The organism is Mycolicibacter heraklionensis (genome assembly GCF_001021505.1).
GTDB classification, from domain to species: domain Bacteria; phylum Actinomycetota; class Actinomycetes; order Mycobacteriales; family Mycobacteriaceae; genus Mycobacterium; species Mycobacterium heraklionense.
On record NZ_LDPO01000001.1, the window covers coordinates 324,824 to 347,182 of the forward strand.

Annotated in this window: 26 protein-coding genes; 14 read left to right on the top strand and 12 right to left on the bottom strand. The window is 66.0% G+C overall.

All coding sequences use genetic code 11. The annotated features are described in order from the left end of the window. Nucleotides 1–22 precede the first annotated feature (22 nt). From ABW16_RS01545 to ABW16_RS01555, 3 genes are all read left to right on the top strand, one after another. The gene (locus ABW16_RS01545; protein ID WP_047317341.1) at nt 23–1,582 is read left to right on the top strand and encodes a dolichyl-phosphate-mannose--protein mannosyltransferase; all 1,560 of its coding nucleotides are present in this window, start codon (nt 23–25) and stop codon (nt 1,580–1,582) included. A gap of 126 nt (nt 1,583–1,708) precedes the next feature. After that, on the top strand, nt 1,709–2,563 hold the full coding sequence (locus ABW16_RS01550; RefSeq protein ID WP_047317342.1) for a hypothetical protein: 855 nt from the start codon (nt 1,709–1,711) through the stop codon (nt 2,561–2,563). Between the two features lie 69 nt (nt 2,564–2,632). After that, nucleotides 2,633–3,232 (top strand): alpha-ketoglutarate-dependent dioxygenase AlkB, encoded by a 600-nt coding sequence (locus ABW16_RS01555; RefSeq protein ID WP_200900597.1) that lies wholly within the window; start codon nt 2,633–2,635, stop codon nt 3,230–3,232. Between the two features lie 17 nt (nt 3,233–3,249). Here ABW16_RS01555 and ABW16_RS01560 read toward each other — a convergent pair whose 3' ends face one another. Together ABW16_RS01560 and ABW16_RS01565 are read right to left on the bottom strand one after the other, a co-directional pair. Further along, nucleotides 3,250–3,906: a DUF5642 family protein gene (locus tag ABW16_RS01560; protein WP_047317344.1), complete on the bottom strand. Its 657-nt coding sequence runs from the start codon at nt 3,904–3,906 to the stop codon at nt 3,250–3,252. Nucleotides 3,907–3,948: 42 nt separating this feature from the next. Further along, nucleotides 3,949–4,974 (bottom strand): GNAT family N-acetyltransferase, encoded by a 1,026-nt coding sequence (locus tag ABW16_RS01565; RefSeq protein WP_047317345.1) that lies wholly within the window; start codon nt 4,972–4,974, stop codon nt 3,949–3,951. A 155-nt stretch (nt 4,975–5,129) separates the two neighbouring features. Here ABW16_RS01565 and gdhA point away from each other — a divergent pair, with 155 nt between their 5' ends. Further along, complete coding sequence (gdhA, locus tag ABW16_RS01570; protein WP_047317346.1) at nt 5,130–6,482, top strand: NADP-specific glutamate dehydrogenase; 1,353 nt, start codon at nt 5,130–5,132, stop codon at nt 6,480–6,482. 101 nt (nt 6,483–6,583) lie between these two features. Next, a complete protein-coding gene (locus ABW16_RS01575) occupies nt 6,584–6,913 on the top strand; it encodes a DUF732 domain-containing protein (RefSeq protein WP_047317347.1) in 330 nt (109 codons plus the stop codon). A 9-nt stretch (nt 6,914–6,922) separates the two neighbouring features. Here ABW16_RS01575 and ABW16_RS01580 read toward each other — a convergent pair whose 3' ends face one another. Beyond that, the gene (locus ABW16_RS01580) at nt 6,923–7,372 is read right to left on the bottom strand and encodes an SRPBCC family protein (RefSeq protein ID WP_047317679.1); all 450 of its coding nucleotides are present in this window, start codon (nt 7,370–7,372) and stop codon (nt 6,923–6,925) included. A gap of 40 nt (nt 7,373–7,412) precedes the next feature. On the opposite strand from ABW16_RS01580, the gene ABW16_RS01585 reads away from it, so the two are divergent. Further along, nucleotides 7,413–8,027: a TetR family transcriptional regulator gene (locus ABW16_RS01585; RefSeq protein ID WP_109519441.1), complete on the top strand. Its 615-nt coding sequence runs from the start codon at nt 7,413–7,415 to the stop codon at nt 8,025–8,027. 1 nt (nt 8,028) lies between these two features. On the opposite strand, the gene ABW16_RS01590 is transcribed toward ABW16_RS01585, so the two are convergent. Continuing rightward, complete coding sequence (locus tag ABW16_RS01590) at nt 8,029–9,063, bottom strand: EcsC family protein (protein WP_131721454.1); 1,035 nt, start codon at nt 9,061–9,063, stop codon at nt 8,029–8,031. Between the two features lie 17 nt (nt 9,064–9,080). Then, nucleotides 9,081–9,947: an SCO6745 family protein gene (locus ABW16_RS01595; RefSeq protein ID WP_109519442.1), complete on the bottom strand. Its 867-nt coding sequence runs from the start codon at nt 9,945–9,947 to the stop codon at nt 9,081–9,083. Between the two features lie 210 nt (nt 9,948–10,157). Between ABW16_RS01595 and ABW16_RS23730 the strand changes: the two genes are divergently transcribed. The 8 genes from ABW16_RS23730 to ABW16_RS01635 all read left to right on the top strand — a co-directional run bounded on the left by ABW16_RS23730 (nt 10,158) and on the right by ABW16_RS01635 (nt 18,913). Then, complete coding sequence (locus tag ABW16_RS23730; RefSeq protein WP_052956737.1) at nt 10,158–10,601, top strand: CDGP domain-containing protein; 444 nt, start codon at nt 10,158–10,160, stop codon at nt 10,599–10,601. 143 nt (nt 10,602–10,744) lie between these two features. Then, nucleotides 10,745–13,696: a hypothetical protein gene (locus tag ABW16_RS25915; RefSeq protein ID WP_131721455.1), complete on the top strand. Its 2,952-nt coding sequence runs from the start codon at nt 10,745–10,747 to the stop codon at nt 13,694–13,696. A 48-nt stretch (nt 13,697–13,744) separates the two neighbouring features. Next, a complete protein-coding gene (locus ABW16_RS01610) occupies nt 13,745–15,667 on the top strand; it encodes a hypothetical protein (RefSeq protein WP_047317350.1) in 1,923 nt (640 codons plus the stop codon). A 161-nt stretch (nt 15,668–15,828) separates the two neighbouring features. Beyond that, a complete protein-coding gene (locus ABW16_RS01615) occupies nt 15,829–16,905 on the top strand; it encodes a MinD/ParA family ATP-binding protein (protein ID WP_233424662.1) in 1,077 nt (358 codons plus the stop codon). Nucleotides 16,906–17,261: 356 nt separating this feature from the next. Further along, nucleotides 17,262–17,621 (top strand): hypothetical protein, encoded by a 360-nt coding sequence (locus tag ABW16_RS01620; protein WP_047317351.1) that lies wholly within the window; start codon nt 17,262–17,264, stop codon nt 17,619–17,621. Then, on the top strand, nt 17,618–18,202 hold the full coding sequence (locus tag ABW16_RS01625) for a DUF732 domain-containing protein (protein ID WP_047317352.1): 585 nt from the start codon (nt 17,618–17,620) through the stop codon (nt 18,200–18,202). The genes ABW16_RS01620 and ABW16_RS01625 overlap by 4 nt, the downstream gene beginning before the upstream one ends. A gap of 71 nt (nt 18,203–18,273) precedes the next feature. Next, nucleotides 18,274–18,492, top strand: a complete 219-nt coding sequence (locus ABW16_RS01630) for a type II toxin-antitoxin system HicA family toxin (protein WP_047317353.1) — start codon at nt 18,274–18,276, stop codon at nt 18,490–18,492. A gap of 1 nt (nt 18,493) precedes the next feature. After that, nucleotides 18,494–18,913, top strand: a complete 420-nt coding sequence (locus ABW16_RS01635) for a hypothetical protein (RefSeq protein ID WP_047317354.1) — start codon at nt 18,494–18,496, stop codon at nt 18,911–18,913. A gap of 94 nt (nt 18,914–19,007) precedes the next feature. Here the strand turns inward: ABW16_RS01635 and ABW16_RS01640 are convergent, their stop codons facing one another. The 7 genes from ABW16_RS01640 to ABW16_RS01670 are packed head-to-tail and all read right to left on the bottom strand — an operon-like array spanning nt 19,008 to nt 22,358. Next, nucleotides 19,008–19,232, bottom strand: a complete 225-nt coding sequence (locus tag ABW16_RS01640; RefSeq protein WP_047317355.1) for a DUF7427 family protein — start codon at nt 19,230–19,232, stop codon at nt 19,008–19,010. After that, complete coding sequence (locus tag ABW16_RS01645; RefSeq protein ID WP_047317356.1) at nt 19,232–19,591, bottom strand: hypothetical protein; 360 nt, start codon at nt 19,589–19,591, stop codon at nt 19,232–19,234. Before ABW16_RS01645 ends, ABW16_RS01640 begins: the two co-directional genes overlap by 1 nt. Beyond that, nucleotides 19,588–19,815, bottom strand: coding sequence for a hypothetical protein (locus ABW16_RS01650; protein ID WP_047317357.1), 228 nt, complete (start codon nt 19,813–19,815; stop codon nt 19,588–19,590). Before ABW16_RS01650 ends, ABW16_RS01645 begins: the two co-directional genes overlap by 4 nt. A 44-nt stretch (nt 19,816–19,859) precedes the next feature. After that, nucleotides 19,860–20,807: a hypothetical protein gene (locus tag ABW16_RS23735; RefSeq protein ID WP_052956738.1), complete on the bottom strand. Its 948-nt coding sequence runs from the start codon at nt 20,805–20,807 to the stop codon at nt 19,860–19,862. Further along, complete coding sequence (locus ABW16_RS01660) at nt 20,804–21,259, bottom strand: hypothetical protein (protein ID WP_047317358.1); 456 nt, start codon at nt 21,257–21,259, stop codon at nt 20,804–20,806. Before ABW16_RS01660 ends, ABW16_RS23735 begins: the two co-directional genes overlap by 4 nt. Next, a complete protein-coding gene (locus tag ABW16_RS01665; RefSeq protein WP_052956739.1) occupies nt 21,256–21,480 on the bottom strand; it encodes an Acb2/Tad1 domain-containing protein in 225 nt (74 codons plus the stop codon). The genes ABW16_RS01660 and ABW16_RS01665 overlap by 4 nt, the downstream gene beginning before the upstream one ends. Before the next feature lie 2 nt (nt 21,481–21,482). Continuing rightward, on the bottom strand, nt 21,483–22,358 hold the full coding sequence (locus tag ABW16_RS01670; protein WP_052956740.1) for a glycoside hydrolase family 25 domain-containing protein: 876 nt from the start codon (nt 22,356–22,358) through the stop codon (nt 21,483–21,485). Nucleotide 22,359 lies beyond the last annotated feature (1 nt).

Here is a 22,359-nt window from a genome sequence, read left to right on the forward strand (position 1 = left end):
CGCACAGCCTACGATCGTCGGAATGAGTGCTCCGACCGCTACCAGGCCCGCGGCCGTGCCGGAGCGCAGTGCTCCGGTGATCAGCCCTGGGCTGTTGGTGCCGGTCGCCGATTTCGGGCCGACCGACCGGGCCCGGGGCTGGGCCGTGACCGCGGCGGTGACGCTGCTGGCCGCGGTGACCCGCTTTTCGAGCCTGTACACGCCGACCGACGCCGGCACCCCGATCTTCGACGAGAAGCACTACGCGCCGCAGGCCTGGCAGATGCTGCACAACCACGGTGTCGAGGACAATCCGGGCTACGGCCTGGTGGTGCACCCGCCGGTGGGCAAGCAGCTGATCGCGATCGGTGAGGCACTGTTCGGCTACAACGGGCTGGGCTGGCGGTTCACCAGTGCGCTGCTCGGGGTGCTCGCGATAGTGCTGCTGGTGCGGATCGTGCGGCGGATGACCCGCTCGACGCTGGCCGGCGGGATCGCCGGACTGCTGCTGGTGGGCGACGGCGTCAGCTTCGTCGCGGCGCGCACCGCGCTGCTGGACGGCTTCCTGACGTTCTTCGTGGTGGCCGCGTTCGGGGCGCTGATCGTCGACCGCGACCAGGTGCGCATGCGCATGCACACCGTGCTGACCGACGGTCGCTGCGGCGCGACGCCCTGGGGCCCTCGGCTCGGGGTGCGCTGGTGGCGGTTCGGCGCCGGGGTGTTGCTCGGATTGGCCTGCGCCACCAAATGGTCCGGCCTGTACTTCGTGGTGTTCTTCGGCGCGATGTCGCTGGCGTTCGACGTGGCCGCCCGCCGGCAGTACCGCGTGCGGCGGCCCTGGCTGGGGACGCTGCGCCGCGACCTCGGCCCCACCGCCTACGCGATGGTGCTCATCCCGTTCGGGGTGTATCTGGCGTCGTATGCGCCGTGGTTCGCCTCCGAGACCGGCGTGGACCGGCACGAGGTCGGCCAGTCGATCGGGCTTCAGAGCCGGTTCCCGGTGCCCGACGCGCTGCGCTCGCTGTGGCACTACACCTACCAGGCGTATCACTTCCATGCCGGGCTGACGAACGCCGCCGGCAACCACCACCCGTGGGAGTCCAAGCCGTGGACGTGGCCGATGTCGCTGCGCCCGGTGCTCTATGCGATCGACCAGCATGACGTCCCCGGCTGCGGCGCGCAGTCCTGCGTCAAAGCCGTGATGATGGTGGGCACGCCGGCGATGTGGTGGCTGGCCGTGCCGGTGCTGGGCTATGCGTTGTGGCGCAGCCTGGTGCACCACGACTGGCGCTACGCCGCGGCGTTGGTGGGCTACTGCGCGGGCTGGCTGCCGTGGTTCGCCGATATCGGTCGGCAGATGTACTTCTTCTACGCGGTGCCGATGGCGCCTTTCCTGGCGATGCTGCTAGCCCTGATCTGCGTCGACATCGTGAACGACGGCAGAACCGGCACCGAGGAGCGCTGGGCGCTCGGGTTGCTCGCGGTCTCCGGTTACGTGGCACTGGTGCTGACCAACTTCGCCTGGCTGTATCCGATTCTGACCGGCGTGCCGATCTCGCCGGCCACCTGGAATATGGAGATCTGGCTGCCCAGTTGGTCGTAGCCCGGCCTCGCAGCGCCCTGCCCCCGAGATTGCGCCCAGGGCTGTTGGCGGAGCCTATCCACAGCCGTGGGCGCAATCTCAACGCGCGGACCGCTGGATGTCGGTGCCGCTCATCACCATCGACCCATGTTCGAGGTGTTCAAAGGAACCGAGGCGCTCGCCGGCGGCCTCACTCGCGGCAACTTGCGGTGGAACTACTCCGCACTCTTTCCCGACGTCTACCTGTCAAAGGAAGCGCCACCGACATTGCGCGCCAATACCGTTGGCGCCTGGCTCTGGTCGGGGCGCAAGGGCGTGATCGCGGGCCGTGCCGCGGCGGCACTGCACGGCGCCCGGTGGATCGACGCGACTACGCCGATCGAGATGATCTGGCGCAACGGACGGCCACCGACGGGAATCATCGTGCGCAATGAACGCATCGACGCCGACGAGCTGGTCGACATCGACGGGATGTTGGTGACCGGACCGGCACGTACGGCTCTAGACCTCGGCCGGCATCTACCCCGTGACCTGGCCGTGCGGCACCTCGATTCGTTGAGCCGTGCCACCGGCGTGAGTGCCGGCGAAGCCCTGCTGTTGGCCAAACGTCACCCTGGGGCCCGAGGACTGCGCCGATCGAAAGTCGCACTCGATCTGATGGACAGGGGTGCCGAGTCACCAAAGGAGAGCTGGTTGCGGATGGTGCTGATCGACGGTGGGCTCACCCCGCCGGTTACGCAGATACGTGTCGGCGACGGCGCCTGTGTGGCTTATCTGGACATGGGGTGGCGGGACGCGATGGTTGCCGTCGAATACGACGGAGAGCACCATCGGACCGACCGGCGGCAGTATGCGAAGGACGTCCGCCGTGGCGAGATGATTCGAGACCTCGGATGGTGGGTGATCAGGGTGATCAAGGAGGATCACCCTGCCGTCATCGTCGCGCGCGCTCGTGAGGCCCTTGCGCGACGATCGGACTTGAGATTGCCGCCAGGGCTGTGATCGCCGGACTGGTCACAACCCTCACGGCAACCTCGACGAATCGAACGGATGTGCGATAGTCTGCGTATCGTGGCGATACCGGTTCAGGAGTCGCTGTTCGACCTCAGCGAACGCCGACAGCTCCGCGACGGCGCCTGGCTCGACGTACGTCCGGGCTGGCTGTCCGACGCCAGCAGCGAACTGGTGGGCGAGCTGCAGACGGTCATTCCCTGGCGAGCCGAACGCCGCCGGATGTATGACCGGGTGCTCGACGTCCCGCGGCTGGTCAGCTTTCACGACCTGACGACCGGGGAAGCACCGCACCCGGCGATCGCGAAACTGCGCCGCCGGCTCAATGACATCTACGCCGGGGAACTCGGCGAGCCCTTCACCACGGTGGGGCTCTGTCTCTACCGTCACGGGGGCGACAGCGTGGCCTGGCACGGGGACACCATCGGCCGCGGCGCCACCCAGGACACCATGGTCGCAATCGTCAGCGTCGGCGCCACCCGCACGCTGGCCCTGCGGCCACGCGGGGGCGGTCCCGCCCTGCGGTTGGCTCAACACCACGGCGACCTGGTGGTGATGGGTGGCTCATGCCAGCGGACGTGGGAGCACTCGATCCCCAAGACGGCCACGCCCACCGGCCCGCGGATCAGCATTCAGTTCCGCCCGCGTGGCGTGCGGTAGCCGAACCGGCGGCTCCGCTAGTTCCGGATCGCTTCCACCGCGGCCACCAACAGCTCGCGGGCCCGGGCGGTGTCGACCGGGGTGACGGGCTGGCCCGGCCGCACCAGCGGGTTGGCGGTGACCAGCACCTGGTAGGGGCCGAAGTAGGCCGAGTAGTTGTAGAGCTCGCCGACGCGGGACTTGCCGGCCGCGACGGCCTCGATCACCCGGTGCACGCCCAGGGTCTTCACCCCGTCGATATGCGGCACGTCGACGGTTTCGATCAAGCCGCGCATCTGGCCTCCGGAGAAGCCGATTCGCCGGCAGGTGCGGCCCGGCTCATTGACCGGAACCGGCTCTGAGGTCTCCAGGGCGATGGTGATGAAGCGGTTGCCTTTCCCTTCGGCGGCGACGGCGGCCATGTTGCCCTGCACACCCTGCGGCAGCTGCTGACTGATGGCGAACTTCGAGCAGTCGGCCGGGTCGAAGGTCAGGCCCGGGGGCAGCGCGGTGCCCGCCAGCAGCTTGGGGTCGATCCCGGTGCGCGAGATCGCCTTGGCCTCGAATTCCGGGCCGAAGGACGACTTGAGGTCGACCACCTTGTCGATGTCGGCGGACACCTCGGCGGGGCGGGAGCTGCAAGCGGCGAGCAGGCAGACACAGCCGATGGCCAGCACCGCGCGAAGGGTCAACATCGCAGCCAATTTACCCAACGCGACCTGGGCCGCGGCCAGCGGTTACCCCACGGCTTGGATGGCTTGGCGGCCAACCTCTTTGATCCGATCGGCAGTCACGCGGTCGAACGGCAGCTGGTCCTCGCCCGGTACGTCGAGGACGGTGGTGACGACGCCGGGGTCGTCGCGCTCCCAGTAGGCGCCCAGATGATCGAGGATTGCGCGCATGGGCGCATTCTCCGAGAGCACCCGCGCGGTGAACTTCTCGATGCCCTCGAGCCGGGCGATGACCGCCACCGCTCCCACCAGATAGGTGCCGATCCCGCGGCCCTGGTAGCTGTCGCCGACGATGAACGCGATCTCGGCGAAGGTTGGGTTTTCGGGATCGCGGACGAATCGCCCGTCCGCGACGAACGAGCCGTCGAGCTCGGTGATCACCCAGACGAAGTGGTCGACGTAGTCGACCTCGAACAGGTAGTGCATCAGCGCGGGACTCGGGGTCCGGGTGGTCTGGAACCGCCGGTAGAGCGTCTCCCCGGAGAACTCGACGTGCCCTGTCACGGTTCGCGCGCTGTCGCCGGGCAGCACCGGCCGCAACAGCAGGTCGGTGCCGTCGCGGGCCTGGATCGGTACGGCGGTGAGGTAGGCGGCCAGGCGCTGGCGCGCGATGCGCACCAGCCTTCCCATGACCTCGGGAACATGCACCATCTCGTGGAAGGCCTGCTCGTCACCGATCCAGCCGGTCAGCGGCGTCGAGGTGGTGACCGTCGCCGTTCGCAGGCCCTTGCGGAGCAGCGCGATCTCACCGACCACCATGCCGGCCGTCACCTCGTTGACGACCACGGCGCCGTCGTCGCCGATGTGCTTGACCTGGGCCGATCCCGACGAGATCAGCAGGAATGACACAGCCTGCTCGCCCTGCCGCATGAGTTCGGCACCGGCCGGGGCCTGCAGCGGTCGCAACCCGGCGAGCAGCGGCGCCAGATCAGCCGCCGAGCAGTCGGCGAAGATCTCCATCTCCGCGAGGTCAGCGGCGGGTAAGGCCTGGTCAGGCACCGTGGCGAGCGGGTCCCGCCGCGACTTCACCATCGAGTGCTCCGCCCCTTGTTCGCCAATCAAGGTTAACCAGTGCCCCGCGAATGTTAATGATTTAACAATGCCGTAACGGCCAGGATTCGGCGTTAGCGATTAAGGCCGCTAGCCTGTGCCCGCGACAGCGACACGCGAGGAAGAGATCACACATTATGACCGAACTGAACCCGAAGCTGCACGACATCTACGACGAGGTGCTGCGGCGCAACCCCGGTGAGGCCGAGTTCCATCAGGCCGTTTTCGAGGTGCTCAGCAGCCTCGGCCCGGTGGTGACCAAGCACCCGGAGTACGTGGACAGCGCCGTCATCCGGCGGATGTGCGAGCCCGAGCGCCAGATCATTTTCCGGGTGCCGTGGCTCGACGACAACGGCGACGTGCAGATCAACCGGGGTTTCCGGGTGGAGTTCAACTCGGCTCTGGGCCCGTACAAGGGCGGCCTGCGGTTCCACCCCTCGGTCTACCTGGGCATCATCAAGTTCCTCGGCTTCGAGCAGATCTTCAAGAACTCCCTGACCGGCCTGCCGATCGGCGGCGGTAAGGGCGGGTCGGACTTCGACCCCAAGGGCCGCTCCGACAACGAGATCATGCGGTTCTGCCAGTCCTTCATGACCGAGCTCTACCGCCACCTGGGCGAGTACACCGACGTCCCCGCCGGTGACATCGGCGTGGGCGGGCGCGAGATCGGCTACCTGTTCGGCCAGTACAAGCGCATCACCAACCGCTACGAGTCGGGCGTGCTGACCGGCAAGGGCCTGACCTGGGGCGGGTCGCAGGTCCGCACCGAGGCCACCGGCTACGGCGCGGTGTTCTTCGCCGACGAGATCCTCAAGACGGCCAAGGACTCCTTCGAGGGCAAGCGGGCCGTGGTCTCGGGTTCGGGCAACGTGGCGATCTACGCGATCGAGAAGATCCACCAGCTGGGCGGCACCGTGGTGGCCTGCTCGGACTCCAGTGGCTACATCGTCGACGAGAAGGGCATCGACCTGGAGCTGCTCAAGGAGATCAAGGAGGTCAAGCGCGAGCGCATCGAGGCCTACGCCAAGACCCGCGGCGGCACGACCCAGTTCGTCAACAGCGGCGGTTCCATCTGGGACGTGCCCTGCCAGATCGCGATTCCGTCGGCCACCCAGAACGAGCTGGACGGCAACCACGCCGCCACGCTGGCCCGCAACGGCTGCAAGATCGTCGCCGAGGGCGCCAACATGCCGTGCACCCCGGAGGCCGTCAAGCTGTTTTCCGAGGCCGGCGTGACCGTTGCGCCGGGCAAGGCGGCCAACGCCGGTGGTGTGGCCACCAGCGCGCTGGAGATGCAGCAGAACGCGTCGCGGGACTCGTGGAGCTTCGAGTACACCGAGCAGCGGCTGGCCGCGATCATGCAGAGCATTCACCACCGCTGCCTGGTCACCGCCGATGAGTATGGCGCCCCGGGCAACTACGTGCTGGGCGCCAACATCGCCGGCTTCATCCAGGTCGCCGACGCGATGACCGCGCTGGGGCTCATTTAGCGCCTGATGACTCTGCGTCCATGGCGGGGTGCACTCGCACTTCTCCGCCATGGACGCAGAGTCGACGTGCTTTCGACCCCTTATCGCCTAGCATCGCCGGTATGAATCGGATTCTGGGTGTAGCCGTGTTCGTCGGGACCGCCGCCATCGCCCTGCTCGGCAGCGCACCGGCCTACGCCGACGACGCCAGCTATCTGGCGGCACTCGACGCCAACGGCGTCTTCCGGTCCGGTCCGCCCAACGCACGCCTGTCGGCCGGACACCGGTTCTGCAACCAATTGCGCAGCGGCTCCACGGTCGACCAAGTCGTCGACGACTACGTGCGTCGGCCGTCGTTCGGCGGGCCGTCCATGGTCGACGATCTGACGGTCAACCTGCGCCCGGTGATCGACATCGCGCAGCACGAACTGTGCCCTGACACCCTGCACTGATTCTTCGGGTTATCCCGCCTTGCGTTCAGCGGCGGCGACGAGCTTGCGCATCAGCGTTCCGAGCACCACCCGCAGGACCAGCCAGTAAGCCACACCCACTGCGCGCCAACGTGTCTCGTACCGGCCGCGCCACGTCACCCGGGTGCCGTCGGCGTCCTCGACGAAGGTCACCCGCGCCTGATAGTCGCGGATCGGGCCATCGGTGAGCATGGTGTAGCCATGTCGGCCGGGGGGTTCGTGGATGGTGATCATCTCGCGGGTCGGCCGTCTGCGCCGCCCGACGGCCCGGATTGCGCCCACACCGGCGTCGCCGGTCGGGCTCAGGGACTCCCATGTGGAGTACGGGATCAACGGCGCGGCCCACTGCGACCACCGGGCGCCGTCGGAGACAAGGGCAAACAGGGTCTGCGGCGATGCCGTGGTGCGACTCCGGACCACACACTCGTAGCGGCGCATCATGGCCGACACAATAACAGAACGCTGTTCTATTATAGGGGTCATGTCGATACCCCGTCCCCTGCCGTTCGCGCGCGCCCGCAACGAGGCGCAGCGCCAGGACCGGTTGACGCGGCTCACCGCCGCCACCCGCGAACTGCTGACCCACACGCGGGCCACCGCACTGACGCTGGGCGACGTGGCGACAGCGGCCGGTCTGGCGAAGTCGGGCATCCTGCGCTACGCCGGTTCGCGCGAAGCGCTGTTGCTGCGAGTGATGCACGACGAACACCTGGCCTGGATCGACACACTGGCCCGCGAACTGCCGGGCAGGACGCCGGCGGAAGCCCTGGCCCGCACCCTCGCGGCGCGGCCCGTACTGTGCGAGCTCATCGCGGCTTCGCCAGCGCTGATCGCCAAGCTCAGTCCCGACGAGATGGGTGTCCTGATGACCCAGGCCCGCGACGCTCAGCAGCGCCTCGGTTCGGCCCTGCGGCTCTCGCTGCCGCTCTCCGACGACCAGCTCAGCGCCCTGACGGCGGCGGTGCACGCCTTCACCGGCACCGCCTGGGCCTGGACGAATCCGAATTCGATCCGGCCGATCGTCACCGACTTCGAGTCGACCGTCGGGCGACTGCTGCGAGTCTTCATCGCCGGGCTGGAGTCGGTGGACCGGTGAATCAGTCCGGGGCAGCGCCTTCGTCGCCCGATTTCGCAAGTATCTCGTCGATCAGTGGGATGTCGACAGCACCGTCAGAAGCCACCACCGGCGCCCACTGGCCGGCGTCCAGGTCGTGCTTTTCGGTGAGGAACCGCAGCCGATAGGCCTGCTGGGCGCGTTCGAATGTTTGATGCGCGATGCGTGCGTTGAGTCCGCCGTTGACCACCGCGCCCAAGATCGGAACCGCCTGCGCCAGTTTGCGTTTGGCCAGCCGGAATCCCAGCGCCATGGAGACCTGACGGATCACGTTATCCGCCTGCTGCGGCTGCAGATGGTGCCACGACGCCTGACGCATCATCTGCTGCGTCAGGCGCGACAGCGAAGCCAATGCCGCAGCCTTCTCCGCGGAGTTGCCGGCGGCGGAATAGGCGATCACCCCCGAGGCGAACGCCTGCTCATCTGGCTCGCGGACGTCGTAACCGTAGTGTGCCGCAACCAATGCCACGATGCGGCCCATCCCGACCAGCACCGCGGTCACGTCAGCCACGACGGCCGAGGCCGCGACCGTCATGGTCGTACCGCCGGTGACCGCACTCGTGACCGCCGAGCCCGTTACTGCCAGTGACGACGCCGCGCCTTCGGCCACTGCCAAGGCGATGTAGCGCTCTTTGCGGCGCGGCATCGAGCGGTCGCAGTGCTTCAGGTCGAGCGTCTTCACCTCGTCATAGGACTGCACCGCGACGCCTTCTTCGGCGAACATCGCGAAAACGTTGGCCGGCTTGACCGAATTGAGTCCCCGCTCTACCAGAACGGCGTGCAGGGTCTCCAATGCCTTGGTGGTGAGCTGGTCCACCTTGCCGATGGCTGCCGTGGCGCCCGGGACCTGTTCGACCCCGGAGCGGACTTGGGAAACCACGTCTTTGGCGCGATCCGTGATGCCCTGGCTGAGGCCTTCGAACCATCCGGGCGGTTCGGCGCCGGTAGCCGCGTCCAACAGCACGCCCCAAGCCTTGCGCTCATAGGGGGACATGTCCGGCCGACCAGACTGAGCCACGTGGGAAATCCTACCGGTCACTGCCGGTCGAGGAATTGGCGAAGATCAAGCCCCATCGGCGAATCAAGAGGGATCTCACCCGAGGCGACGACGGCCCGGGTCAGCGGGTGCAGCATACGGATCAAGTCGTGCCGTTCGGTATCGCTCAGCGCCTCATACCCCGGGGCGGCGAGCCGGTCGGTTTGCTCTTCGATCTGCGCTTTGAGCCGGACGCCTTCCGGGGTGAGCCCATCGGCTCGGGCAAGACCCTTGTCGCGCAGCGCGTTCGCCAGCCGGTTCCACTCGTCATCGGTGAATTCGCGGGCGACGGTGTAGGTATGGCGTGGGGTCCCCGAGGCCAGCGCGTGGAACACATGCGATTCGCGGCCCTCGATACCGGCAGCCAGAAGGGCCGCGATGTGACCATCGCCGCGATGCTCGCGCAGCACGGTGGCCGCGTGCCACAGCTTTGCCAAGGGCTGCTCCGGCAGCCGCAGTGCATGATTGGCGGCACCCAGAACACGGCCGGCGAGGGGCGCCGCAGACGCCACCCGTGCGGCGAGTTCGGCCGCGCGGGCCACCTCCGGGCCGTCCGCCAGATCCGCGAGGTGGCGCCGCAGTGCGGCGACTGCGCCCGCTTGACGTGCCTCGAGGGCAGCTTCGGGCGGCGCGAACTGCCACGCGGCGGGCAGCGCCTTGGCGACACGTTCGAAGGAGAAGTTGTAGAACACCGCATGCACGACTTCGGCGCCGACCGCACCCAGGGGAGCGGCGCGGCCCGCGAAGTAGCCCATCCAGAATCCGCGATAGCCGGCGGCGTCGAGCGCGGCCAGAGGCTCCGGTGAGAAGTAGACAACCGCGTGCAGGGGCTCCAGCAGCCGCCAGGCCTCCCGAGCGCTAGACACGGTGGCCGCCGGATTGTGTGGCGCGAACTGACATGAGCATGGTCATTCCACTACCTCCCATACCTCACTCTCGGCCCCTCCGCCCACCAGGCTGCCTTCGAATCGACGTGTACGCAAAGTGACGGTACGGTTAACAGAAGGTGAACTGACGTTTGCCGGTCCCGTCAGAGCGTGTGTTGTCGTAAGCCGAGTTCGAAGGATTACTTCCCCATGTCCACTCATCTGATCATCAGGGCGATCATCGGCATCGTCACCTTCGGCGCAGTCGCCTTCACGGGCGCCTACAGCCCCCCGGTCGCCCGTGCCGACCACCCCGCCAACTGCGATGTCCGCCCCTGGGGCTTTCTGGGCAGACAGACGCGGGTTATCTGCGACTCGCCGATCCGGCCAGACGGCTATTGGACGCGCCAGCGGATCATCGGGTTTCCCGCCCACTATCAAAACGCGACCAGCCGCTGCTCTAACAGCAAGTACTACAGCAACTGCACGTACTACCCCGGTGGCTGGGTCGACGCCGAGGTATCAAGTCACGACACCTACGAGGTCCGCGCCGACAACGTCCTGCCCGACGAGCCCGGGCACATGCCTGACCCGGCGCCGCTACCCCCTCCGCCCGACGGCTCTGCGCCCCAGATGCCGCCGGACCGCGACTGAGCAACCACATCACTCGTACCGGCCCCCAGGGTTGAGCGGGGAAACTCCGACGCCCAAGCCGTCATTGCGGTGACGTTGCAGTAGCAGCCGACGCGATGGAGCAAACGAGTCCACCGGCGAACGCGTTGCTGTAGACAACAGATATGGCAGTCAAGCAGTCCAGGACTGGCCGAGTTATACCGACAGTCCTATCGATTATCAGCGGCCTCGCGTTCGCCTATGGCGCGTTGCTGTGGCAGCGCCGGGACGATACGAAGATCGCCTCCGCTCGCCTAGCCGAACTCGTTCACGACTCCCGGGTGGCCTTTTTGCCCGGCGACAGCGAACTGGTCCGCAGCGCGGTAGCCCAAGGCTGGTCGGTCATCGCAGGCTATGGCCTCGTGTTGGCAGCCTGCGCGGTGATCTATCAGATGCTTACCTTCTCCGCGGCAGGCCGACGAGCCATTCCGCTGGTGTGGGGTATCGCCGTTCTCGCCGTCGCGGCCAACGCCATCGAGAACACCTTGCTGTATCTCTCCCTGGCGCATCCCGGTCTACGTTTCTGGGTGACCGTCACCGCGGCAACGAAGTGGGCGGCATTCGTCGCCGCAGCATTGGTAGTCGCGGTCACCGCAGCATTGGTGACTCGGTTGGCTAAGTCCTATATGTCCCAGTACTTGATCCGGCGGCGCTCGGACCTGCACAGCGGCCGACCGTGGTGGACTGGATTGCTTGCGCCGCTTGATATTCCACAGATTTCCGAGCATGCCGACGCGGACGAGCGAGCGTGGCGCCTTGCCTACAATGTGCCTGGCTCGGGCAAACATGCCGGAGGGACCGCGTTGTGCTTGTCCGGAGGAGGGGTGCGGTCGGCTTGCGTAGCAATGGGAGCGATGCAGGTCTTCTCGAGTCAGCAACTGCCCGGTAGCGATCGCAAGTTATTGGACGACTTTTCTTACATCATATCGGTGTCCGGGGGCGGTTTCAGTGCCGGCGCACGCCTTCTAGCCGTACAGCCTCCGCCAAGATCGGAAGGGCAGCCCGAAAATCCCGAGACGATATCTTTGCCCATATCGGCGCGCTTCGCACCCGGCTCTCCGGAGTTCAATTACCTGCGAAGACATTCCAGCTATATCGCCGACACCGTGCCGGCTCTGCTCATGGCGTTGGCTCAGGTAGTTCGAAATCTTTTGGCCTCGTTGGCTATGCTCTTTTCTTCTGCGATCCTGATCGGCTGGCTGGCGGGTTGGCTCTACGCCATCATCCCGATCGCGGCCAGAGTCCCGGGAACGAATCGGGCGGGACAGCTGATTGCCCTCAACCCTTACCCGCCGCCAATCTGGGTGGCGCTCTTGATTATTCTCGGCGCAGCGCTGCTGGTTGCCGCCGGCGCCCTGATCGCGGAGTGGCGTTCGGTGCAGCCTGAAGCCACACGCTGGAAGGAGCGGTTGGGCACGATTGCAGAGGCCATCATGCTTTATGCGTTGATGTTCTTCATCCTGGCCGCGGCCTTACCGCAACTTCTCGCGTGGTGCTCGCCCATCACTCCCGCCATTCCCGAGGGCCATTCGAGCCGAGCGTTTGCAGGGGCGCTAGGTGGAGCAGCCGCCATCGCGGTCGTGCAGTTGGCCACCGCAGTGGTGTCGATGGTACGACCGAAGGACTCCGGCAGTTCCCAGAATGACTCCGGGCTCTGGTCATGGATCAAGAAGATGCTGCCCCCGTCGGTGCTCCAACTGCTCCTGACCACCTTGACCCTGACCATGCTGGCCGCGGTGTGGTTCGCGATCCTGGGAACCGCCGGCGCATGGGTCTTCAACTACGCCACCCATGATGGCACCACGTTGCACTCCGTTCCGTATTGGAAAGAATGCTGGCTGGCCGTCGTCGGAGTGGCACTCTTCCTCGGCTTCTGCGATGTCACATCGCTGAGCCTGCATCCGTTCTACCGCACCAGGATTGCTCGCGCGTTCGCCGTACGCCGGCTGTCTGGAAGCGCGCAGCCCTACCCCAAGACGGAGCCGACCTGGCTGGACACTTATGGCCGGTCTGCCGCCGGTGGACCGGAATTCGTGTTCGCCGCTGCGGCAGCGGTGTCCGGGGAACGTAAACCCGGGCCAGGCCAAAACGTCGTCTCCTTCGTCCTTGGAGCTGACCACATCGGCGGCCCGGCACTGGGCTGGCTTCGCACCGCGGGTTTGCGGCAACTGGCACCTGCCCGCATTCAGCGCGACCTTACTGTCCAGGCGGCGATGGCGATCAGCGGCGCAGCGTTCGCCTCGTCGATGGGCCGGCAGACCAGCGGAATTCAGGCCCTCCTGGCCGCCTCGGGGGCACGGCTGGGAACCTGGCTGCCGAACCCGGTGTTCGTCGGAGACCTCGAGCACAACCAATCGAACAGGGCATTCCCAAAGGCATTGCCGTCGGTGCGCGGGGCGAGCTACTTCTACCGAGAACTGTTCGGCATCAACAAGTCCGACGCCCGATTGGTCCAGGTGACCGACGGCGGTCACTACGAGAATCTGGGGCTGGTCGAGGCACTGCGACGCAGGTGTCGACTCATCTACTGCATCGACGGTGGCGGCGACACCCCGCCGCTGCTGTCCGGGCTAGCCGATGCGACGCGGTTGGCCAGAAGCGAACTCGGCGTGGAGATCTCCCCGTATCCGGTGTCATCTTCCACCGCTGCGCCACCTGCTGATCGAGCCGAGCAAACCGACGGTACGGTGGCATTCTCGGAGGCCGAGCTTGCCCCCGGCTCCGGCACCCGGTTTCCGCGGTCGCACCCCTTCGAGCGCCTCAACGGACGCTTGACCGCTGGGGCGGTATTGCGGGCCAAGATCACCTATCCCGCCGCCGCCGGCCTGCGGGAGGGCACGGGCATCTTGATCCTCGCCAAAGCGACGCTGTGGCAGCAGTTACCCGATTGGGTCCTGACTCACGCCGCTTCGAAGGGTAACGACGCCTTTCCGCACGACAGCACCGAAAACCAGTGGTTCACCGAAGCTCAGTTCGATGCGTACATCGAAGTCGGCCGTCTCATCGCGACCGAGGCGCTGCGAGCGCCCTACCCGGCAGACCTGCCAGCACCGCGAAACTGGGGCCAGTTCCAATGACCAGAAGGTGTCGATGTTGAAGCATTCATCGCCGGTGAAGGAGGAGGCATGGAGTCGCCGCAGCCGGAAAGTCGGTATCAACGCCTTGCGCACGGGATCGCGGAGCGGCGGTTGACAGGATTGACCCGCGGCGAACGGGCCGCGGTGCTGCTCCTAATCGGCATGAGCGGTATTGCCGTATTCATCTCTGCTCTCATGGTTTTCGATAAAAGTGCCGTCGATGTCAAATCCGAACCGACGTGGCACGGCGTGAACGGTGTGATGATCCTCGGTGGCTTGGCTGTATCGACATCGCTGCTCGCCGCTGCCTTGCGGCCGAGCGAGAAGTCGGGAGCGTCGGGTCGGGTGTTGACGGCGACCGCCGCGGCGTTGCCCTACGGTGGACTCGCTGCGCTGTGTCTCACCGTGCTGTTCCTCGATCTGACGTCGCTCGGCGCTGCGTCGACGATGCTGGCGCTAGCGTTCTGGATCTGCCTGGCCGCCGGTTGCCTGTGGGCTGTCAGACGCGCCCCGACACTCCCGGCCCGACTGCTAGAACGCAGTCAGGCTATGAAGGTACTCGTCCCGGCAGCCTTGCTGTTGCTGTTGGCGGCCCTAGCGGCCGTTGTCGGGCGATCGACGTGGATCGTGGAATGGGTGCTGGCGCCGACGCTCATCCTGGTCGCATTCAGCGCGGTCGCCGTACTGCCCGCGCTGTCCACTGTCGGTGCCGCCAAAGGTCTTGAGACACTCCATAATCGAGGCACGAAAGTGGCCGAGAAGGTACGGGTCAGGCCGTGGACATTGTTCGGTATGGGCCTTGCGAAACTCGCGATCATCACCTGGCTGTGGCTGGCGTACCGGAGCCAAGGGCAGTCAGGATCGAAAGTGGGTACGTCGTGGTCGGCGTGGATAGCCGGAGTGGCGCTGGCTCTACTGGTGATGACTCTGTTCTCAGTGAACAGGCGGTTGACCTTCTCCGACTCCGACCACCTCACCGTGTCGCGCACCACGGGCCTGCTCGTTGGGGCAGCTCTTATCCCCATCGTGGTTGTCGCCTTCGTCAGCGGAGTGCGCACTACCCGGCCCGACAAACTGCTGACCATCATCGCCATCGCGATCGTCATCATCGCGGCGGTGGTCGCGAGCCGAATGGAGCAGCGACGCCAAAGGATAGCCGCGGTGGCCGCCACCCTAGCTTTAGCCGTATTCTCCTCGCTCTGGCTCCTGCCGCGGCAGATCGGCGGGACTAGGCCGGAATCCACCGTGGTGAGAAGCCTTCGGGAGGTCTCCAACCCGCCGGCGCAAACGGCGCAGCCCATCACCGTCGGCTCGGCTTTGGAGATCATCGAGGCTGTGCTCGCCGTCAGTGTGGTCGCTTTGCTCGTCGCGACATTTGCGAGCGGGCGCAAGTCGTTGGGGGTTTATCTGACGGCGGTACTGGTTTGGCTGCTCAGCAGATACCTGGTGGCGCCGAAGGTGGCCCCCGAGATGACCGACCTCAACTTCGACCTGGTACTGACTGCGGTACTGACGGCCACCGCGGCGCTCTGGGCGGCCGGACGCCGAGGCCCGATCGACCCGTTCGAGATCGCGGCCACCATGACCGTGACGTTCTTCCTCATCGAGTTGCCGCTGCTCGGCGGTCTGATGCCGAATCCGCCGTCGCTCAAGTTGTGGCTGGCGGTGCTCGCCCTCGTCACCGCGGCGGTGGGGGCGATCTGGAGCATCCTGGCGGATTTGGCGAAGCCTGCCGAACAACGGGACGGGTTCGTCCGTCTGTGCACGTCCACGCTACTGCTCTATCTACTTCTCGCGTTCGCCTGGACGCTGACTGACGGTGCGACAGCGCTTGTGCAAGGTATCTCGGGCCTCGTGCTCAGCTACCTCGCGATTCCCCTCGGCCTGCTCCTGGTCGCGGCAGCCGCAGACGAGCAGACGACAGAGCACGCCACCAGCCGGCAGGCGTCACGTCCGCACCCAGCGCCTTAGCGGTCGACTTCGCCCGCTTCTCGACCCGCACCCATTTTCTGCTGCGACATCGATTTCCGCCGTAGCGGATCAGCCGCAGAACTGTAACGGCCGGCAAACAGTTCTGTTGTGCTGCCCAAGATTGCTGATATGCAATTGACCACCCGTGCTACTAATGCATCGTGACCGACCTGGACCAACCGTCACCGAAGCTGCCCGATTGGAGCACTGCCAGCACGAACCGGGGTTCGCATCGGCGTCCGAATCAGGCGGGTGCCCACCGGATCGGAAACGAGGCGGGCCGCCGTCCCCGTCGGTATTACCCGATCTCCGAAATCCTGCATATGCCGGATCTGCCCGCTCCGCGAAAGGCCGCACCGGCCTCCGGCTGGCGCAGACTCGTTTATGCCGCCTCATTCCACGGCATCAATGCCGGAGAATCACCGATTGAACAGCATTTCCGTGGACTCCGCGACCAGATCCGTCAGCGTATGCACAAGAACTTGGTGATCGGCGTGGTCTCCGGTAAAGGCGGCGTCGGCAAGACCACGATGACCACGTGTATCGGCGGCGTATTCCGGGAATGTCGGTCAGACAACGTGGTGGCGATCGACGCCACACCCGGCTTCGGGACGTTGGCCGACCGGATCGACGCCGGCTCACCTGACGGCTACACCGAGATCATCTTCAAGGCCGACGTTCGGGGCTACACCGATATCCGAGAACATCTCGGCCACAACAACATCGGTTTGGATGTGCTGTCGGGCAATCGGACATCCGACCAGCCTCGTCCGCTCGTGCCGTCGATGCTGAACGAGGCGCTTGCCCGCCTGCGCCGCACTCATCAGGTCGTCCTGATCGACACGTCGGACAATCCGGAGCATCCGGTGATGAAGGCGGTATTCAACTCCTGCGACGCCTTGATCTTTGTGTCCGGACTCACCGGCGACACCGCACTGCCGGTCGCCCGTTGCATCGATCTACTGCGCTCAATGGACTACGACGAACTGTTGGCGCGTTCGATGGTCATCCTCAACAACAGCCGGAACCACGCCACTCCGAATGCGCGACGCTACCTCACCGATCTGTTCACCGAGGCCGAGATCCGTGCCGAATACATGCCGTACGACTCGCACCTTGCCAAAGGCGGGATTATCGACACACAGAACGAGCTTCGGCCGCAGAGCCGGCTACGACTGTTCGAAATCGCGGCGGCGCTGGCGGATCAACATGTGCGCAGAGCCGATCGACTGAACTGACCGGGCTCGACAATCTGAACTACACCAACTCTGTGGAGCTAAGGGGAATCGAACCCCAGATCTGACCTGGATGTTTAGGTGGCGAGCTGGGAAAACACACTGGTGTAGATAGTGCCATCGCGCAGCGCCGAACAGGCGAAATACGTGCGTGTGTTACGTCACGTAACGTTGCTGGCTTTCGCTGGTGGTCGATCGGGTGCTGTCCAACGACGCCCGGGCGGCTCGGCGCCAGCGGGTCAAACAGTGCGTCGTCGTATCGTCGGCGCGCAGGCACGTAAACCGTAACCCCTTGATCTGATGCCACGCGCGGCGATACATTCCGAGCACCAAAGCACTCCAAACGAAGGGGATGCGGCATGTTTGCAGCACGGCAGAATCGCGTCGCCGGTCGGCTGGCGCTGGTGCTCGGCGCGACCGCGCTGGCCGTCGCCATGGCAGGGACGGCGAACGCGGACCCCCACATCCCCAACCCGTCGACCGGTGACTGCGCCGGCGGCAGCGCAGGTTCGCCGATCTACATGGGGTACTGCGACGGCGAGCACTACCCCGACGGCAGTTACTGGCACACCCGGCAGTGGGGTATCCCGATCTACGGCAACCAGAACGGTCTGGCCGGCACCCACGGCGGCCCGAACGGCGCCGAGTGCGTGATCGACAACGGATCACCGCTGCCGCCCGCAGCGCCCCCGGGCGGATGCGGCGGCGCCCAGCAATGAGCGACACCGAGACCCAGCTCGGCGCGACCGCCTACATCGCGCCCGCATATACCGACCGTCTCGGCGACTACCCGCCGCTTGAGCGTGCATGGGAAGACGTCGACGTAGTCGTTGGCACCGAGACCGAGGCCGAGCGGCAGCCGCTCCCCCGCACGCTGCTCGGCCTGCTCGGCTTCGTCGCTGTCGGCGGCCTGGTGCTCGGTGCGTACGTCACCGGCACTCGCGTCGAGCGCCACGTCGACGTCGCGGATCTCGCGCCGATCATCGAGACGACGACTGTCACCGAGGCGCCGTCGGCCGCCGAGGTGATCAATGCGCAGAACGACAAGCTGCTCGACACCGTGCGGTCCAATCAGCTCCCAGTTTCGACCGAGGCCGCGATGACGGTCGTCAACGCGCGGGCGTTCTGCGACTATCTCGCCACCGGGCACCGCACGCTGCATGATCAGGACGTTTTCGTCCAGGGCCTGTATCCCGGGTTCAACAGCAGCGACGTCGGCGCCTTCGAGGGTATGGCGGTCGGGATCATGTGCCCGCGGTTCGTGCCGCTGTACCAGCCCGGCGCTGACGGCACGAGCTAACGCCGCACCAAGTCACACAATTTTGTCTAGTATGCTTGACTAGAATGAGTCTAGCGCGCTAGACTAATATCATGATCGCACCGGCACCGACACGAGAGATCGTCAAGCAGCTCAAGAAATTGGGCTTCACCAGTCGCGACGGCAAGGGCAGTCACACCAAGTGGATCTGCCCCCACGGCAAATATGACGTCTCGCTGCCCGACGGTCACCGGACCATCAGCCCGGGCGTGCGCCGCCAGGTCAACGAGGCGATCCAGGCTTGCGCAACCAACTGCGAAAGAGAGGTCTGACATGCACACCTATCAGGTCAACGTCACCCGCGACGACCGGTGGTGGATGATCGACGTGCCCGAACTCGCCGGGTACGTCGGTGCTGACGGTGCGATCAACCTCAGCACTACCACCCAAGCCCGCCGACTCGCTGACGTGCCTAGCGAGTCCGCTGACTTCATCTGCACCGTTACCGACTCCGCGCCGTCCACCGTGCAGTTGAGGATCTCGATCAAGGTCGCCGACATCGACGTCACTGCAGAGGCCAAGAAAGTGGCGGTCGAGCGTGAGCTAGCCGAGGCCCATTCAGCTTCGGCCCAGGCAACAGCTCGTCTACTCGCGCGGGGACTCGCTGCACATGGCGTCGCTGTCCGTGACGTCGGCGAGGTGCTGCACGTCTCGTTTCAGCGGGCGCAACAGCTGATTTCCGAGCCGGGCTGAAACGCAAAAACGCGCCTCGGTGCCGGGATTTCTCCCAGTACCGAGGCGCGTTGTTGGTGCGACGGGGTGTGATAGTGCCCGTGCGTTCTCGATGTTACCGCTTCCAGTAGTCCGGTAGTCGCTGCAGCGGATCGGCCTCGGCGGGCAGCCAGCCGAGCAGGTGCAGCACGAGGTAGATGACGCCGCTGATGACCGGCACCGGGGCCAGCCGTCGAGCGTCTCGACAACCGGCCGACAGTGTCTCGCCGGGCGGGCAGGTCACGTCCCACCAGATGACGCCAGCGGCGAGCGCAATCCATGCCTTCGCCGCCGGCCGCATTACAGCATCCCGTCGAGCTCGGGCGGTGCCTGCGGTGGCGTGGCCTCGGGGAATCGCTGCTGTACCCAATCGAGGATCTGCCGCAGGTACGACACGGTGACGACCTGCAGGTGCTCGGCGCGGTCGGCGCGCTGGTCGGCCTTGCGGGTCCGGGCTTCGGCGTTGTCGAGACGATGCTCGACCGTCTCGAGTCGGCCCTTCAGGCCGTCGGCGTACCTCGACCAGTCGACCGACGTCGCGCCGCGGACCTCGGCGTCAGCGCTGCGCTTGGCCGGCCGGTAGGCGATCGCCGCAACGACGATCGCCCCGACCATGCCCGACAGGCCGCTCGTCAGTGCGACCTGCAGCGCAGAGTTCACGGCAGCGCGTCAACGCTGGCGAGGACCGTGTCGGCTTTCTTGAGGAAGCCGGAGACTGTCGCGATCGCCGTCAGTGCGCCGGTCAGTACCGCGCCCCAGGTCGTCGGTACCAGCGGCCCGATCGGAGACTGCAGGATGCCAGTGATGATGGCACCCAAGCCAGTCAGGGCAGCGATGACGAACTGTAGATCCTTGTGGATGCCGGTGGGGAGCTTCAGAGCCATGACGGTGGTTCCTTTCAGTTCACTAAATTGAATCGTATCGGCTGCTAAACGCCGAGTTCGTGCGGCAATGACAGGCCGAGCTTGTGGGCGTCGTCGATGCAGGCGTCCATCTGCGGGAAATACTGGTAGTGCGGCGAGTTGGGGCCGGCGGCGAAGAACACCATCACGTGGAACAGCTCCATCACGCCAGCGATCGGCTCGCCGAGCACGCCGGCCGCAGCGACCACGTCGGAGAACGTCGGCTGCATGACGATCTTCATGAACGTGCGGCCGACCTTGCCCTCGGCGGCTGGCGCTGACCACGGGTTGATGCCAACGCTGCAGCAGGTGTAGATGTCGCCCTTGTTCGCGCACGAGTGCACGATCGGCCGGCCGTCCGGTGCGAGCCGGTTCGTCTGCTCGGCGGTCAGGTCCAGCTCGAGCCCGATACCGCCGGTCTCGACACCGTCCTGCTCGATCGACTCGGGCAGTCCGGCCAGGGCGTTGCCGTGCGCGATGCCCGGCGTTCGGAAAATGTGGCCCAACTGGTAGATCCGGTAGACGTAGGGCAGCAGGTCGTGCAGCACACCGTTATCCGGCAGCATGTCCAGCGCGTAGACCTGGTCCCAGACCATCGAGCCCTGGCTGTAGCCGCTGCCGGCGATCACGAATCCTTCGAGGGTTCCGTGCAGCGCCTGGTAGACGTTGGCGTCCGTGCGGATCGCGGCGACCAGGTTGGCGCGGCCGGTCTGCACGCTCGGCCACATCGGCAGCGTGGCTGCCGGGTAGCCGATGCAACGTGACTGCCAGAGCCCATCGGCCAGGTTGGTCAGGCCGCCAACGATGCCCGAGCTGAACCCGGACCACCAGCCGTGGCCGTCGTCGATGATCGGCTGCGGTGGGGCCGGTGCGCCCGGGTAGACGGTGCCGTCGACGGCGTAGAAATAGCCAGCGGGCCGGTAGGTGCGGCCGTTGAGCTTCGCGCGGATGTCGACGAACAGGCTCGAGGTCATGTCAGCTCGTCGAGCGTGGCGGTCGGGTCGACGCTCGAGTAGTCGGCCGTCGGTTCGCCGTCCATCGCGCCGGCGTAGCTGGTCGGCCACGGCCGCAGCTCGGACGCGAGTTGGATGTACAGCCAGAGGCGGTCACGCGACAGCGGCGTCGGGCAACCGTCGAGCATCCAATACCACTGCAGCAGCCACGCCTTTTTCGGGTCCGCGACGTTGCCGAGCGGGTCGACGTGCCGGCCACCCTGCAGGCGAAGATCTGCGGTGACCTGGTCGTAGGTCGCGGCCGAGCCGACGACGGGGTGACCGGGTGTGAATTCGGTCTGGTACGGCTTGATGCCGTCGGCGTTGCCGTACGTGCAGCGGCCGAGCGCCTCGGGCGTGTACTGGTACCCGAGCACCGAGCCGTCCGGGCCGACGCCGCCAAGGTGCGCGAAAACGTCCTGATCGGCGGTCATCGGCCGACCTCATCTGCAGCTGCACGAGCGACGGCCGCGTCGATCCACTGCATCACTTCCTCGAGCTTGGTCAGCGCGAGTGACTTCTCGCGGCCAGGCGGGATCTCGCGGTCGATCCGATGCGCCAGCGGCTTCACATCTTGGCCAATCGACGCGCCGTCGCTTGTGAGCGCATATCCGAATCGTCGATCGATGTCGGCGGGCGATTCGTGGTAGCTCATGGTCAGTTCTCCTCGTTCGTGGTGGCGAGCACGTCGACGCATCCGGAGATGCCGAAATGGGCGCCGAGCGCGCCGAGCATCTCGGCGTTGGTGCGTCCGCCGTTGAAGTCCCAGCGGATCAGCTCCTGGTCCCATACTTCGGAGACCTCGCCAGCCTCGTCGGCAGGCTTGGGTACGGCGGGCGGGTTGTGTTCCACAGTGTTTCCTCCGGTCGGTGATGCGGGGTCGGGCTGCGCGGGCGCGTAGCCGAGTAGCGTGCGGAGTTCGTCGACGGTGCCGCGGAATGCGTTGACGTCGACCGATTTGCCGTCGATGATGGCGCCGTCACTGAACTGCCAGATAACGGGCGAGACGCCGCCGTAGCCGAGCCAGCCGATACCGGAATCGCCGCGGGCGTCCTGGTACTCGATCGAGCCGTAGGTGCCACGCTCGAAGTAGGACGACGACACCAGGCCGGGTACACCGACCAGTGACGGCGAGCCGATCTGCTGCCAGTACCAGTGCGGCAAGTAGGACAGCGCGACGTTGACGCCGACGGCGTTGAACGCGCGCACGACCGCCCAGAAATTGTCGATGCCACCGGAATTAGCCTCGAAGTCGAGCATCACGTTCGCGCCGCCGCCGTTGGCGATGAACTTCGCAGCCTGCGATGCCGGGTCGTTGGTGGTGACGTAGTGATAGCCGATCACCGGAACGTTGTTGGCGTTGCACCAATCTCGGACGGTCGGCCAGTACGGGTCGCGGTAGTAGTTGCCTTCGCTGACCTTGTGCTCCATCCACGTGTAGCCCTCGCGGTGAAAGCAGTCGTCGAGCCAGCCGGCGATCTCGGCAAACGATGCCCAGTTGTTGTTGGACAGGTCCGGGCCATAGAGCGTCACG

What these genes read in the sequence shown, in the direction of transcription:
- ABW16_RS23730 (WP_052956737.1), top strand. Translation starts at nt 10,158, where the DNA reads ATGTCCACTCATCTGATCATCAGGGCGATCATCGGCATCGTCACCTTC.
- ABW16_RS25915 (WP_131721455.1), top strand. Translation starts at nt 10,745, where the DNA reads ATGGCAGTCAAGCAGTCCAGGACTGGCCGAGTTATACCGACAGTCCTA.
- ABW16_RS01545 (WP_047317341.1), top strand. Translation starts at nt 23, where the DNA reads ATGAGTGCTCCGACCGCTACCAGGCCCGCGGCCGTGCCGGAGCGCAGT.
- ABW16_RS01575 (WP_047317347.1), top strand. Translation starts at nt 6,584, where the DNA reads ATGAATCGGATTCTGGGTGTAGCCGTGTTCGTCGGGACCGCCGCCATC.
- ABW16_RS01665 (WP_052956739.1), bottom strand. Translation starts at nt 21,480, where the DNA reads ATGAGCTACCACGAATCGCCCGCCGACATCGATCGACGATTCGGATAT.
- ABW16_RS01640 (WP_047317355.1), bottom strand. Translation starts at nt 19,232, where the DNA reads ATGCGGCCGGCGGCGAAGGCATGGATTGCGCTCGCCGCTGGCGTCATC.
- ABW16_RS01660 (WP_047317358.1), bottom strand. Translation starts at nt 21,259, where the DNA reads ATGACCGCCGATCAGGACGTTTTCGCGCACCTTGGCGGCGTCGGCCCG.
- ABW16_RS01560 (WP_047317344.1), bottom strand. Translation starts at nt 3,906, where the DNA reads ATGTTGACCCTTCGCGCGGTGCTGGCCATCGGCTGTGTCTGCCTGCTC.
- ABW16_RS01610 (WP_047317350.1), top strand. Translation starts at nt 13,745, where the DNA reads ATGGAGTCGCCGCAGCCGGAAAGTCGGTATCAACGCCTTGCGCACGGG.
- ABW16_RS01550 (WP_047317342.1), top strand. Translation starts at nt 1,709, where the DNA reads ATGTTCGAGGTGTTCAAAGGAACCGAGGCGCTCGCCGGCGGCCTCACT.
- ABW16_RS01635 (WP_047317354.1), top strand. Translation starts at nt 18,494, where the DNA reads ATGCACACCTATCAGGTCAACGTCACCCGCGACGACCGGTGGTGGATG.
- ABW16_RS01565 (WP_047317345.1), bottom strand. Translation starts at nt 4,974, where the DNA reads ATGGTGAAGTCGCGGCGGGACCCGCTCGCCACGGTGCCTGACCAGGCC.
- ABW16_RS23735 (WP_052956738.1), bottom strand. Translation starts at nt 20,807, where the DNA reads ATGACCTCGAGCCTGTTCGTCGACATCCGCGCGAAGCTCAACGGCCGC.
- ABW16_RS01625 (WP_047317352.1), top strand. Translation starts at nt 17,618, where the DNA reads ATGAGCGACACCGAGACCCAGCTCGGCGCGACCGCCTACATCGCGCCC.
- ABW16_RS01585 (WP_109519441.1), top strand. Translation starts at nt 7,413, where the DNA reads ATGTCGATACCCCGTCCCCTGCCGTTCGCGCGCGCCCGCAACGAGGCG.
- ABW16_RS01620 (WP_047317351.1), top strand. Translation starts at nt 17,262, where the DNA reads ATGTTTGCAGCACGGCAGAATCGCGTCGCCGGTCGGCTGGCGCTGGTG.
- ABW16_RS01580 (WP_047317679.1), bottom strand. Translation starts at nt 7,372, where the DNA reads ATGATGCGCCGCTACGAGTGTGTGGTCCGGAGTCGCACCACGGCATCG.
- ABW16_RS01630 (WP_047317353.1), top strand. Translation starts at nt 18,274, where the DNA reads ATGATCGCACCGGCACCGACACGAGAGATCGTCAAGCAGCTCAAGAAA.
- gdhA (WP_047317346.1), top strand. Translation starts at nt 5,130, where the DNA reads ATGACCGAACTGAACCCGAAGCTGCACGACATCTACGACGAGGTGCTG.
- ABW16_RS01650 (WP_047317357.1), bottom strand. Translation starts at nt 19,815, where the DNA reads ATGGCTCTGAAGCTCCCCACCGGCATCCACAAGGATCTACAGTTCGTC.